Source organism: Trichocoleus sp. DQ-A1 (genome assembly GCF_039961955.1).
Taxonomy (GTDB): Bacteria; Cyanobacteriota; Cyanobacteriia; order Cyanobacteriales; family FACHB-T130; genus FACHB-T130.
This window is the reverse complement of record NZ_JAMPKE010000007.1, coordinates 94,990-109,223: the sequence shown is the minus strand read 5'-3', so window position 1 is coordinate 109,223 and position 14,234 is coordinate 94,990. Positions and strand designations below refer to the sequence as shown.

Below are 14,234 nucleotides of genomic sequence, written 5' to 3'. Positions count from 1 at the left end.
TTGAAAAAAATGTGTTACATTCCTTAACAAGGGACGACTTAGTGTATCGAGACGCAGGTTGGCTATCTACGGGATAATTGCATAGCTTTTTCGTCTTGGCATCAGGTTTTCCTCCTCCCAACACAGCAAGCTTGACCAGTCGCCGCGAGTGGCTGGTTTTTTTTAGCATACTTACCCGCCAAAAGGCGTATGCAAAAAGAGAGAATTTCAGCGATCGCGCTTCTTTAACTTCAATAATCAAAAGATTTAGAGCCGTCGTGAATTCTATCTATTTCTGGTCCTTTATTTTCTTGGCGTCGCTTGCGAAGCAACGACTAATTTTATATCCCTAAAAATAAAATCGACAATCATTAGATTAGGAATAATTTCAAAATTTATATTGTTAAATCATTTCGCTTGTATAGACCCATTTTGGAAGTTAACTCGGCTTCTGACTATCTAGCGGAAGCTAAATTCCTAGAGAGTAATCCCGATAGCGCCGAATTAAGGCAGTTCGCAATTTTTAATCTCTCGCTGCAAGATTTAAACCGAACTAGAAACGCGCGATCGCAAGCGTGCATCCTCTACTTTATCCAGATGAAAATGAGCGGATAGACATCTTTAGTTCTGATGCTAAGATGTTGGGCATTCCCTAATTTAGGAGAGTTGGTTGATGAAATCCTCAAAGGTTATTCTAGGAATTTTATTAAGCCTAACCTTATTAGGAGTCGGGGCGAGACTAGGACTCCAAAAAACGCCAGATGATGTCAGTCAAGGTGAGAAATCTCGCGATCGCTATGTTGCCTTTGTTCTGCCTAAGCTAGTTCGGGAAGTTCAAATAAGGCTGAACCTGGGGAAGAATCCAGGGGAAATCAAGCACGATTTAAAAGAATTTGCTCCGAAATATGAACAACTGATTGCAGACGCCGGTCGAAAAGCAGACGAAAACCTGGCGAACGAACCAAGAGACGCAGCCTTTGCCGAGCGATTCTGGGCTGAGAAGAAACGTATTTTAAAAGCAGAGTACGGAATCGATTGGAAATCACCAGCAGACATGAATCCAGAAGTCGTTTTTGATTAATTAAGGGCTGCGAGGTTAAGACAAAGCTAAAATAGAGCCGAAGTGTTGCAATTATCTGCACTCTGTAAGCTCATGACGACTGCTGCTCCGGTTAAAACTCAGTACGAAGCTATTATCGGTCTGGAAACTCACTGTCAACTCAGTACCGAAACCAAGATTTTCTGTAATTGCTCCACCGAATTTGGTGCGACGCCCAATCAGAATGTCTGTCCAGTGTGTATGGGAATGCCTGGAGTATTGCCGGTGCTGAATCAAAAGGTGCTGGAGTACGCGGTTAAAGCCGGTTTGGCTCTCAACTGCGCGATCGCTCCTTATAGCAAATTTGACCGTAAGCAATATTTTTATCCCGATCTGCCCAAAAATTATCAAGTTTCTCAGTACGATTTGCCCATTGCCGAACATGGTTGGCTGGAGATTGAGCTAACTGACGCAGATGGCAATCCCATCCGCAAAAAGATTGGCATCACTCGCCTGCACATGGAAGAAGATGCTGGAAAATTGGTTCATGCGGGTAGTGAAAGACTCTCTGGTTCTACCTATTCTTTAGTAGACTACAACCGCACCGGCATTCCCTTAGTAGAAATTGTCTCCGAACCGGATATCCGTTCGGGGGTTGAAGCTGCTGAATATGCCCAAGAACTGCGCCGGATTGTCCGCTATCTGGGCGTCAGTGATGGCAATATGCAAGAAGGTTCGCTGCGCTGCGACGTGAATATCTCCGTGCGTCCGGTTGGTCAGAAGGAGTTTGGCACGAAGGTCGAAATCAAAAATATGAACTCCTTCAACGCCATCCAACGGGCGATTGAGTACGAAATCGACCGGCAAATTGAAGCCATCCAATCCGGCGAGCGAATTATTCAAGAAACCAGGCTTTGGGAGGAAGGTAGCCAACGCACAGTGAGTATGCGGAAGAAGGAAGGCTCTAGCGATTACCGCTACTTTCCAGAACCCGACCTAACTCCCATACAAGTCTCCGCTGAGCAATTATCTAAGTGGAAGTTGGAACTGCCGGAACTGCCAGCGCAAAAACGTCATCGTTACGAAAGTGAATTGGGTTTGTCTGCTTACGATGCCCGCGTCCTAACCGACGATAGATCGGTGTCGGAGTATTTTGAAGCGGCGGTTGCTGCCAAGGCAAATCCCAAGCTAGCGGCTAACTGGGTGATGGGTGATATTTCCGCCTATCTCAACACCGCTAAACTGAATATCGCTGAAATTGCCCTTAAACCCCAGATTCTCGCGGAACTCATTTCCTTAATTGAAGACGGGACGATCAGCGGCAAAATCGCTAAAGAGATTCTGCCAGAGTTGCTCTCTAAAGGGGGTTCTGCGAAAGAACTGGTAGAGAGCAAAGGAGTCAAGCAAATCTCTGACAAGGGTGAGCTGGAAAAAATCATCAATGAAGTTATAGCGGCAAATCCCAAAGAGCTGGAACAGTATCGCAGCGGTAAAACTAAGCTGTTGGGTTTCTTTGTGGGGCAGGTGATGAAGCAAACAGGAGGTCAAGCTGACCCGAAACTCACGAACCAAATGATGGCTCAGAAGTTGAACAGTTAGTTAGACAAGCCAAAATATACCGCCTTGCGGAGTCGTCAAAACCTACTCCGCAAGGCTGAAGCCCAGGCAACGGGTGCTGGTAGAAAATGTAGCGGATGTGCAGGCGATCGCTCGCAGAAATACGTATCTGCTACATTTGCCGCACAACCCTTTGCCTGATTTATGTTGACAATTATCTTCGTCTTCACTTCACATAAAAGCGAGGAAACTTCACGAAAAAAACAAAATAAGGGGTGACACCCCTCATCCCCAAGTGATATATTTTGTTTAGTAGATGCACCCTGATGATCGGGAGAGTCGCCCAAGTGGCTCTCCTTTTTTTTATGCCTTTTTTTGTATGGGAATGGGTCACAGCTTCATCGGATCGACCTACAAGCAGACACGCGAAGCGTCGCTCAAGGCGCTGTACCGGACGTTCGACTTCTTCGACAAGACGATCGGCGCGAACAGATAGTCCTGCTCCCATCGCGGGATATCTATCGCCTAACCAACGCTTACAGCCGTGCGGCTAGCAAGCAATCTCGTTATAGAAATCGCCTGATTGAAAGAACGATTGGTTTAGAGATTGCTACACGTCTGCGAGCTTTGTACTCAGCCCCGCCAAGTTTGCCACAGAAGCAATTAATTTGATTGCCTCAACGGGTTTAGGTAGGTGTACCTGGAAACCTGCTTCGAGTGCCTGCGATCGCTCCTCACCCCTGGCATAAGCAGTCAGCGCGATCGCGGGAATGCTCGTTTCTCCTCGCTGAGATTCCAAAGCTCTCACTTTGCGGATCAAGCCATAACCGTCCTCATTAGGCATTCCAATGTCGCTCACCAGTACATCGGGTTTTAAGTGTTCTAGAGCTTGCATCGCTTCCTGAACCGATGCCACAGCCGTCACCTGAGCGTGGTATTGTTCTAGCGCCGCCCTCAAAAAATCGCGGGTATCCGTATCGTCATCCACCACCAACACCTGCAACGTTTCCAGAGAGGGAGGAGACGCGATCGCGACTTTTTTACCTGAGGAGATAGACTCCAAATCGCAAGTCTTGAGCTGATCGGATACTACTGGCAGCTTCACGATAAATGTTGACCCTTTCCCTTCTCCCTCACTTCTTGCCTCAATCGTGCCGCCTTGCAGTTCCACTAAGTTGTGGACAATTGCCAAACCGAGTCCCAATCCACCATAGCGCCTGGTGGTGGTGCTATCTGCTTGACGGAAGCGATCGAAAATATAGGGGAGAAAATCTGGGCTGATGCCCACGCCGGTGTCGCTGATGCTAATTTGAGCGCGATCGCCATCCTTGAAAAGGCGCACCTGCACCTTTCCCCCTGAAGACGTGAACTTGATCGAATTCGAGAGTAGATTCCAAACAACTTGCTGCAAGCGGTTAGGATCGCCAGGAACCAGTTCCACGGCGCGATCGAGTACGCTTTCCAATTGAATCCCTTTATCCTCAGCCGCCGGACGAACCGCATCCAGCGCCGCCTCAATCACGGGGACAAGGTTGACTTGACAGATATTTAACCGTAGCTTCCCGCGAATAATCCGCGAGACATCGAGAATATCCTCGATCAGTTGCGCCTGTAACTTGGCGTTGCGCTCAATCGTTTCCAGGGCACGGGCTGTCGTCTTTTCATCATACTTGCGACTGCGGAGCAGTTGAGTCCAACCCAGCATCGAATTGAGGGGAGTGCGGAGTTCGTGAGACAGGGTTGCAAGGAACTCATCTTTAATTCGGTTCGCCGCCTCGGCTTCCTGTCGTGCCACCTGTTCGCGGATCATCTGAGCGCGGGCTTCCTCTGCGGCTTTGCGCTCGGTGATGTCTTCTAGGGTGCCGACATGACCGATAAGTTCGCCGGTATCGGTCAGCATCGGGGAGGAGCGCAGGTAAACCCAACGCACAATCTCCTCCGGAGTTTGGCAGCGAAACTCGTTAGAGCATTCCTGACCGATGCTCATGCAAGTAGACCAATGTCTATAGACGCGATCGCGGTCTTCTGGATGTACCGACTGCAACCAGCCTTCTTCGTAGAGCGAGGCTAAAGTTCCCGTTCCTACATCAGGCGTCAAGCCACAAATCGCTTGGCAGCGCGGATTTGCGTAGGTACAGCGCCCTTCAATATCGGTCATAAAAATGCCTAGGGGCGAGCAGGCACTTAACGAGCGAAAACGCTCTTCACTTTGCTTAAGTTCTAAGTTAACAGCAGTCAGTTGTGCCGCTTGTCGTTTCACCTCTGCGGTTTTCTTGAATAAGTCAACAAACACCCCCACCTTGGAGGTTAATATTTCCGGCTCCAGCGGTTTCAGCAGGTAATCTACTGCACCCAGAGAATAACCTTTGAAAACCAGAGAATCGCTGCTGCTAAATGCGGTTAGGAAAATAATCGGCGTGTGGCGCGATCGCTGTCGTTGTCGAATCAGCTTTGCCGTCTCAAATCCATCTAGACCGGGCATCTGGACATCAAGCAAAATCACGGCAAAATCCCGCTCAAGCAGACATCGCAAGGCTTGTTCGCCCGATGTAGCTCTGACCAAATTTTGACCGAGGCTGCCCAGGATCGCCTCCAAAGCCAGTAAATTTTCTGGGTGATCGTCCACAAGGAGGACGTTAACTATTTCTTCGGGCTGCATTTTCTGGAAGGTCGGGACTTGTTTGAGCGGCTTTGTCGAGCCTGCCACTGTTTCGCTATTGATACCACTATCCAAAGTTACAAATTTTAGAAACCAGAATCCAGGGTTTTTAGATGAAGATTTGATGTGTCTAGATTCGGCTGTTGAGCTACTAGGGCTTTGGCGTCACATATCTGATTTTTTCACCTCACAGCCGATTGACAAAGGTTGACTAAAAGAGGGGCAATGTCTTGGAGCTGCACAATCCAGTCTACCGTTACAGATGCGATCGCGGCTTCCGGCATGATCCGGCTTTCTGCTGTTGCAGGCTCTTGTACTATAGCCCGTCCGCCGCGTGCTTTAATTTTTGCCAAGCCTTTCGCACCATCCTGGCTTGCTCCGGTTAAAATCACCCCGATAACTCTCTGTGCATAAGCATCAGCCGCCGATTCAAACAGCACATCAATCGACGGTCGGGCATTGCATACAGGAGCCTCAGTGGAGAGTGCTAATGTGGCGATGCCTCCGTACCGACCTTGGCGGTGTCCCCATGCCTGTCGGGGTTCCACCAGTAAGTGATAATCAGCGGGAGCTAGGTATACCCGTCGAGGCAGAATTTCTTCTTTATCTTCCGCTTCCGCCACCGGCAAAGTGCTGTACTGCTGGAGAAAGAAGCTCAGCGTGTTATCAGAGGCTTTGTGACGGTGTTGGACGACAACCACAGCCGCTGGGAAAGTATTTGGTAGACCTGCGAGCATTACGGTTAAAGCTTGTAACCCACCTAATGATGTGCCGACAACAACAATATCAAAAGTCATACTCACCATGAATCAGTAGATGGGCAAAACTCAATAAAACGGGTGGGTAGTGAAGGATTTCCAATTACCTACTACTCTTGACCTAAAAAATGTTCACCTCCTTTTTATTCCATTGATTTGGGAAGTCTTGCATTTATGTGTAATTTGTAATTAGAAAGTTTTAATTAAGCCAATTTTCGGTAAATCTTTTCATGATTTTCTAACTCCTCATAGTGTTTTTCGTATAGAGTGGTTTTCAGGGATTCCTGACGACCTAATCCTAAAATCCCAAATCTACAAAGGCTATCGTACAAAAGATTGTGAACCCGTTCCTGAAGAAATGGATTGAAATAGATTAGGACGTTGCGACATAAGATGACATTAAATTCATTAAAAGAACCATCAATCGCTAGATTATGTTGAGAAAAAATAATGTTTTCTTTGAGTGACGCCCGAAAAATAGCGCTATCATAAGCAGCGGTATAATACTCCGAAAAAGACTTAATCCCGCCTGCTTTGAGATAATGCTGAGTATATTCCTGCATTAAATGGAGGGGAAAAATGCCACTTTTGGCTTTTCTTAATACCATCTCATTCATGTCGGTTGCATAGATGCGGCAACGGTGATAAAGCTCTTCTTCTTGCAACAAAATTGCGATTGAATAAACTTCCTCTCCAGTTGAACAACCTGCACACCAGATCCGAATAAATGGATATGTTCGCAATAAGGGAACAACTTTATTTCTAAATGTTAAATAAAAGGTCGGATCGCGGAACATGGCGGTCACGTTGACGGAGAGACCGAGCAGAAATCGCTCCATCGCGTTTGCATCGTGGAGGACTCTTTCCTGAAGCGCGGATACACTGCTTAAATGCTCCGCACGAATCGCATTCCAGATGCGGCGCTTGAGTGAAGCGGGAGCATAATTTCGGAAATCAAATCCGTAGTAACGATACACGCCCTCCAATAGCAACTGAATTTCAATATCTTCAAGTTCGCTGCTATTTTTGGGCGTGTTCATACAGTAAAAAGTAAAAGGTAGAAAGGTAAAAGAAACAGAGACAAAGAAACAGCAAGAACTTTTGCTGCTTCTTTGCCTTTTTTCTTTTGCCTTATCGATAGAGCCAGACGCGAAGCAGGGAGAGCAATTGCTCGGTATCTACAGGTTTGGTGATGTAGTCGGACGCACCCGCTTCAATACACTTTTCGCGATCGCCTTTCATGGCTTTGGCGGTGAGAGCGATCATCGGTAGTGTTGCGAATGAATCGAGCTGGCGAATAGCTTGCATGGTTTCGTAACCGTCCATTTCCGGCATCATCACGTCCATCAGGACAATATCAATGTCGGGGCGTTCTTGCAACTTCGCAATGCCATCTCTGCCATTTTCGGCATACAACACTTCCATTTGATGAAGTTCCAGCATACTGGTGAGGGCGAAGATGTTCCGCACATCGTCATCAACAATCAAGACTTTCTTGCCAGTCAGAACCGGATCGGTTTGATGCAATTGTTCCAGAATTTGTTGTTTCGGGCGGGGTAAATTTGCCTGCACTCGGTGGAGGAACAAGGCGGTTTCATCCAGAAGACGTTCTGGCGATCGCACGTCTTTGATGATAATCGTCTCGGCAATACGCTTGAGTTCGGTTTCTTGTTGCTTGGTTAATTCCCTGCCGGTATAAACAATGATTGGGAGTGTTGTCAGGCTAGGCTCCTGTTTGATTTGCTCCATCAACTCAAATCCAGTCATATCCGGCAGTCCCAAATCCAGTACCAGGCAATCATAGTGCCCGGTTCTCAGCTCTTCGAGTGCCTCTGTCCCAGTGCCTACCGCCGTCGTCTGCACGTCGCTATTGCCGATTAGTTCGACAATGCTGTGGCGTTGAGTTTCATCATCTTCTACGACCAGCAAGTTCTTCACGGGGCGCTCGACAAATCCCTTAATGTCAGATAGCGCCTGCGCTAACGCTTCGCTGCTGACAGGTTTTTGTAGATAAGCGATCGCTCCTTGTTGCAAGCTGCGCTGCTGGACTTCTTCGACGGAGATGATATGCACGGGGATGTGACGAGTGCCTGGGTCGTGCTTCAAACGGTCTAACACCGTCCAGCCATCCATCACCGGCAACCGAATATCTAGCGTAATCGCATCCGGCTGATATTCTCGCACCATTGCCAGAGCTGTATCGCTTCGCAACGCCACCAGCCCTTTGAAGCCTTGTTGTCGTGCCATATCTAACAAGATCCGGGCAAAATTGATATCGTCCTCCACAATTAGCAACACGCGATCGCCCGCTTGGATATCGTCCCGGTCATCGCTAATGTCAGCCATGTGTGCAGAACGCGGGTAGGGACTCGCGGCGACACTTGCCTCTCCGAGGCTGGAGGAACGAACGCCGTCGTTTCGATTCGCCGGTGGAGTCGCCAGTGGAGTCGCTGGTGGAGTCGCCAGTGGAGTTGCCGATGGAATCGCCGGTCGAACATCAAGGGTCTGAGGGATACTGGGTGCGAGGGTACTGGGGGCGACGGGACTCCGCGCTCCTGGAAGGATACTTCGCACTTCCGGACTCATTCCTGCTGCCCCATCTTGATAAGCTTGCGGCAAATAGAGGGTAAACGTGCTTCCCTGTCCCGGACTGCTCACCAGACGAATTTCTCCGCCCAGCAGTCGGGCAATTTCTCGACTGATTGACAAGCCCAAACCCGTCCCGCCGTATTTGCGGCTGGTTGTTCCATCCGCCTGCTGAAAAGCCTCAAAAATAATTCTCTGCTTATCTGGTGCAATCCCAATCCCTGTGTCGCTGACGGCAAAAGCAATGACGGTCTGGGCGCGATTTAAACTCCCCTGCTCGGAACTCCAGCCGCCTGTGGCTAGCTCGACTCGTAATCGGACTGCACCCTGATCCGTAAATTTAAAGGCATTCGAGAGCAGATTCTTCAGGACTTGTTGTAACCGTTTCGAGTCGGTATACATTCCCTTGGGCAGTCTTTCGTCGGATTCCACAGTAAAGGCGAGTCCTTTGTCGTGCGCCACTTGCTGGAACGTTCGCTCCATCTGGCTCCGCAAATCGGTAAATAACATCTGATCGATGTCAACCGACATCGTTCCCGATTCAATTTTTGCCAGATCCAAGATGTCGTTAATCAGTCCCAACAGATCGGTGCCTGCGGAATGAATGGTGCGGGTGTATTCGACTTGCTTCGGCGTCAGGTTCCCCTCTGGATTATCAGAAAGTAGACGAGCCAAAATCAACAAGCTATTTAGCGGCGTCCGCAATTCGTGGGACATATTCGCCAAGAATTCCGACTTGTACTTCGAGGTGAGTGCCAGTTGCTCGGCTTTTTCCTCCACCGACTGTCTTGCCTGTTCGATTTCTCGATTCTTGCGCTCGACTTCGCGGTTTTGCATCGCGAGTAAGCGCGATCGCTCTTCCAGTTCTTCGTTGGTTTGCTGCAACTGTTCTTGTTGATTCTTGAGCAGTTCCTCGGATGCCTGGAGTGATTTGGCTTGTTGTTCCAGTCGCTTATTCGTTTCTGTGAGTTCTTTCTGCTGGGTTTGGAGTTCTTCTGCCAGGGCGGTAGATTGCTTGAGCAATTCTTCGGTACGCATCGAAGCCGCGATCGTATTCAGAACGATGGCAATGCTTTCGGTGAGTTGATCGAAGAAGGTGAGGTGAATCTCGCTAAATCGTCGGAAAGAAGCCAGTTCAATCACCGCAGTCACTTGTCCTTCAAAGAGGACGGGCAACACAACAACATTCAGCGGAGTCGATTCCCCTAAGCCAGAGCTGATCTTGATATAGTTGTCCGGCACCTCGCTGAGCAGAATCCGTTCTTTTTCCAGGGCGCATTGTCCCACCAAGCCTTCTCCTAAATGGAAGTGGTTGGCGAGATGCTTGCGCTCGCGGTAGGCATAGGTACTCAGGAGTTTCAAGAATGCCTGATGTTGCTCGCCACTTTCCATCAGGTAAAACACACCGTGTTGCGCGGATACCAGAGGAGCGAGTTCCGAGAGAATGAGTTTGGAGACGGTCTCCAAATCTCGCTGTCCCTGAAGCATCCGGGTAAATTTGGCGAGGTTGGTTTTCAACCAGTCTTGCTCGGTATTTTTCTGCGTTGTTTCCCGCAGGTTGGCAATCATCTGGTTGATGTTGTCTTTGAGGATGGCGACTTCGCCTTGTGCAGCGACGGAAATCGACCGGGTGAGGTCGCCTCTGGTTACAGCGATCGCGACTTCTGCGATCGCTCGTACCTGCGTGGTTAAATTCGCCGCCAGTTCGTTCACGTTGTCGGTCAGCGCTCTCCAGGTGCCGGCAGCTCCCGGCACCTTCGCCTGCCCTCCCAGCTTCCCTTCAATTCCGACCTCTCGCGCCACTGTCGTGACTTGATCGGCAAAGGTTGCCAGCGTGTCGATCATCTCGTTGATCGTATCGGCTAAGGTTTCAATTTCTCCCTTCGCCTCCAGCATCAGTTTTCGCTTCAAGTCCCCATTGGCAACTGCCGTTACCACTTTGGCGATGCCTCGCACTTGCGCGGTTAAGTTCCCCGCCATTGAGTTCACGTTGTCGGTCAAATCCTTCCAGGTTCCGGCAACGCCGCGCACCTCCGCTTGACCGCCCAATTTCCCTTCAGTTCCCACCTCTCGCGCCACCCGCGTTACTTCTGAGGCGAAGGAGGAAAGCTGATCCACCATCACGTTGATCGTGTCTTTGAGATCCAAAATCTCGCCTTTGACATCAACCGTAATTTTCTTAGAAAGGTCGCCATTTGCTACCGCCTTCGTCACTTCCGCGATGTTCCGCACCTGCGCCGTTAGATTCCCCGCCATCAAGTTGACGTTATCGGTCAAATCTTTCCAGGTTCCGGCAACCCCTCGGACATACGCTTGTACGCCGAGTTTTCCTTCCGTTCCCACCTCTCGCGCTACCCGCGTTACCTCCGAGGCGAAGGAGTTGAGCTGATCCACCATCGTGTTGATCGTGTTCTTCAGCTCTAAAATTTCCCCTTTAACATCGACGGTAATTTTCTTAGATAAGTCGCCGTTCGCCACCGCCGTCGTCACTTCCGCGATGTTTCGCACCTGCGCGGTCAAGCTTCCCGCCATGAAGTTCACCGAATCGGTGAGATCCTTCCAGGTTCCGGCAACCCCTCGCACCTCCGCTTGTACGCCGAGTTTCCCTTCCGTACCCACCTCTCGCGCTACCCGCGTCACCTCCGAGGCGAAGGAGTTGAGCTGATCCACCATTGTGTTAACGGTGTTTTTCAGCTCTAAAATTTCCCCTTTAACATCGACGGTAATTTTCTTGGATAAGTCGCCATTCGCCACCGCCGTCGTCACGGCGGCAATGTTTCGCACCTGCGCGGTCAAGCTTCCCGCCATGAAGTTCACCGAATCGGTGAGATCCTTCCAGGTTCCGGCAACCCCTCGTACATCTGCTTGCACGCCGAGTTTTCCTTCCGAACCCACCTCTCGCGCTACCCGCGTCACCTCCGAGGCGAAGGATGAAAGCTGATCCACCATGATATTGATCGTGTTTTTCAGCTCTAAAATTTCGCCTTTAACTTGGACGGTAATTTTCTTGGATAAGTCGCCATTTGCGATCGCAGTTGCCACTTCCGCAATGTTTCGCACTTGTTCGGTGAGGTTCCCCGCCATCGAGTTCACCGAGTCGGTGAGATCCTTCCACGTTCCGGCGACGCCTCGCACTTCTGCTTGTACGCCTAATTTCCCTTCCGAACCCACCTCACGCGCCACCCGCGTTACTTCTGAGGCGAAGGACGAAAGCTGATCCACCATCGTGTTGATCGTCTTTTTCAGCTCTAAAATTTCGCCTTTGACATCAACCGTGATTTTCTTAGAAAGGTCGCCGTTCGCTACCGCCGTCGTCACTTCCGCGATGTTCCGCACCTGTGCGGTTAGATTCCCCGCCATCGAGTTCACCGAATCGGTGAGATCCTTCCAGGTTCCGGCAACGCCTCGCACTTCTGCTTGCACGCCCAGTTTCCCTTCCGTTCCCACCTCTCGCGCCACCCGCGTCACTTCTGAGGCAAAAGAATTGAGCTGATCCACCATCGTATTGACGGTGTTTTTTAGCTCTAAAATCTCGCCCTTAACATCGACGGTAATTTTCTTAGAAAGGTCGCCATTGGCAACCGCCGTCGTCACTTCCGCGATGTTCCGCACCTGTGCGGTCAAAGAACCCGCCATGAAGTTCACCGAATCGGTGAGATCCTTCCAAGTTCCGGCAACGCCCCGCACCTCCGCCTGACCACCCAGCTTCCCATCTGCGCCTACCTCTCGCGCCACCCGCGTTACTTCCGAAGCGAAGGAAGAAAGCTGATCCACCATGATATTGACGGTGTTTTTCAGCTCGAAAATTTCCCCTTTGACATCGACAGTAATTTTCTTCGACAAGTCGCCATTTGCTACCGCCGTCGTCACTTCCGCGATGTTCCGCACCTGCGCGGTTAGATTCCCCGCCATCAAGTTCACCGAATCGGTGAGATCCTTCCAGGTTCCGGCAACTCCACCAACTTCTGCTTGTACGCCCAGTTTCCCTTCCGTACCCACCTCTCGCGCCACCCGCGTCACTTCCGAGGCGAAGGAGTTCAACTGATCCACCATCGTGTTGACGGTGTTTTTTAGTTCTAAAATTTCCCCGCGCACATCGACGGTAATTTTCTTCGACAAGTCGCCATTTGCCACCGCCGTCGTCACTTCTGCGATGTTCCTCACCTGGGAGGTTAAACTTCCCGCCATGAAGTTCACCGAATCAGTGAGATCCTTCCAAGTTCCGGCAACTCCCTTCACTTCTGCCTGACCGCCCAACTTCCCATCTGCACCCACCTCACGCGCCACCCGTGTGACTTCCGAGGCAAACGAGTTCAGCTGATCCACCATCACGTTGATGGTGTCCTTCAAATCTAAAATTTCGCCTTTGACATCAACCGTGATTTTCTTGGAAAGGTCGCCATTTGCTACTGCCGTCGTTACTTCTGCAATGTTCCGCACCTGCGCTGTCAAGTTCCCCGCCATCAAGTTCACCGAATCGGTGAGATCCTTCCAGGTTCCGGCAACGCCGCGAACTTCTGCTTGACCGCCCAGTTTACCTTCTGTACCCACTTCGCGGGCAACCCGCGTGACTTCTGAGGCAAACGAGTTCAGCTGATCCACCATGACGTTGACGGTGTTTTTCAGTTCTAAAATCTCGCCTTTGACATCGACGGTGATTTTCTTAGAAAGGTCGCCATTTGCTACCGCAGTCGTCACTTCGGCGATGTTCCGCACCTGCGCGGTCAAATTTCCTGCCATCAAGTTGACGTTATCGGTCAAATCTTTCCAGGTGCCTGCGACGCCCTTCACTTCTGCTTGCACGCCCAGCTTGCCTTCCGTGCCTACTTCACGGGCAACCCGCGTGACTTCTGAGGCAAAGGAGGAAAGCTGATCCACCATCGTGTTGACGACCTGTGCGGTTTGGAGGAATTCCCCTTGCAAGGCTCTACCTTCAATCTCCGGTGCGATTCTCTGAGATAGGTCGCCATTGGCAACTGCCCGGATCACGCGAGCGGTTTCAGCGGTCGGTTGAACTAAATCTGTAATTAGGGTATTGACAGAATCTACACTTGCTGACCAGGAACCCCCTGCCGTTCCAATCGAAGCACGCTGGGCGATTTTTCCTTCTTTCCCAACAACCGTGCTGATCCGTTCTAGCTCAGTCGCCATCCTCTGATTCATCTCAATGATGTCGTTGAGCGTATCGGCAATTTTCCCCGCCATGCCAGTCTGGTCAATCGGCATCCGGACAGAAAAGTCACCTTTTTTAACAGCTACGAGCGTTCTCAGGAGCTGTTTGGCATCGAGATTATCGGTATCGGGGGTTGCCGGTGCAGTGGGCATAGCTTTATCCTTCGAGGATGGTTACTTTTTGTCGCAGCCTGAGTAACTGGTGCAAAATTCTGTCATATCAATGATGATTCTGACGCACTGCGACCCTTTTTGAATACTTTTGGGCGACTCAAACGTGTTAACTTCTCGTTACAAGACGCAGGCTGAGCATTGCTACTTATCATTCAACAGCCGCGTTGTCGCTAACCAGTGGTGCGTAGATGCTTGTTTTCCGAGACTTGTTTGAGTTTATGAGTACAAGGTCGCCGTGTCAGTCATTAATATATCAAGAATCAGTTGGGTTGAGGGGTAGGTGCTAAGGGCAAGGGAGAGAGGATGCGAT

7 protein-coding genes are annotated in these 14,234 nt (G+C 50.1%); 3 read left to right on the top strand and 4 right to left on the bottom strand.

All coding sequences use genetic code 11. From position 1 onward, the window contains the following. The first annotated feature begins 652 nt into the window (after window positions 1-652). The 3 genes from NDI33_RS09525 to NDI33_RS09515 all read left to right on the top strand — a co-directional run bounded on the left by NDI33_RS09525 (window position 653) and on the right by NDI33_RS09515 (window position 2,776). Entirely contained in the window at window positions 653-1,060 is a 408-nt protein-coding gene (locus NDI33_RS09525) for a hypothetical protein (protein WP_190676562.1), read from the top strand. A gap of 72 nt (window positions 1,061-1,132) precedes the next feature. Then, a complete protein-coding gene (gene gatB, locus NDI33_RS09520) occupies window positions 1,133-2,617 on the top strand; it encodes an Asp-tRNA(Asn)/Glu-tRNA(Gln) amidotransferase subunit GatB (RefSeq protein ID WP_190676561.1) in 1,485 nt (494 codons plus the stop codon). 24 nt (window positions 2,618-2,641) lie between these two features. Further along, the gene (locus NDI33_RS09515; protein WP_277877538.1) at window positions 2,642-2,776 is read left to right on the top strand and encodes a hypothetical protein; all 135 of its coding nucleotides are present in this window, start codon (window positions 2,642-2,644) and stop codon (window positions 2,774-2,776) included. A 409-nt stretch (window positions 2,777-3,185) separates the two neighbouring features. Here NDI33_RS09515 and NDI33_RS09510 read toward each other — a convergent pair whose 3' ends face one another. From NDI33_RS09510 to NDI33_RS09495, 4 genes are all read right to left on the bottom strand, one after another. Beyond that, the gene (locus tag NDI33_RS09510) at window positions 3,186-5,234 is read right to left on the bottom strand and encodes a response regulator (protein ID WP_190667571.1); all 2,049 of its coding nucleotides are present in this window, start codon (window positions 5,232-5,234) and stop codon (window positions 3,186-3,188) included. Between the two features lie 182 nt (window positions 5,235-5,416). Continuing rightward, window positions 5,417-6,031, bottom strand: coding sequence for a chemotaxis protein CheB (locus tag NDI33_RS09505; RefSeq protein WP_190411999.1), 615 nt, complete (start codon window positions 6,029-6,031; stop codon window positions 5,417-5,419). A 164-nt stretch (window positions 6,032-6,195) separates the two neighbouring features. After that, entirely contained in the window at window positions 6,196-7,032 is an 837-nt protein-coding gene (locus NDI33_RS09500; RefSeq protein WP_190411949.1) for a protein-glutamate O-methyltransferase CheR, read from the bottom strand. Window positions 7,033-7,123: 91 nt separating this feature from the next. Next, window positions 7,124-13,903 (bottom strand): HAMP domain-containing protein, encoded by a 6,780-nt coding sequence (locus NDI33_RS09495; protein WP_190676559.1) that lies wholly within the window; start codon window positions 13,901-13,903, stop codon window positions 7,124-7,126. Window positions 13,904-14,234 lie beyond the last annotated feature (331 nt).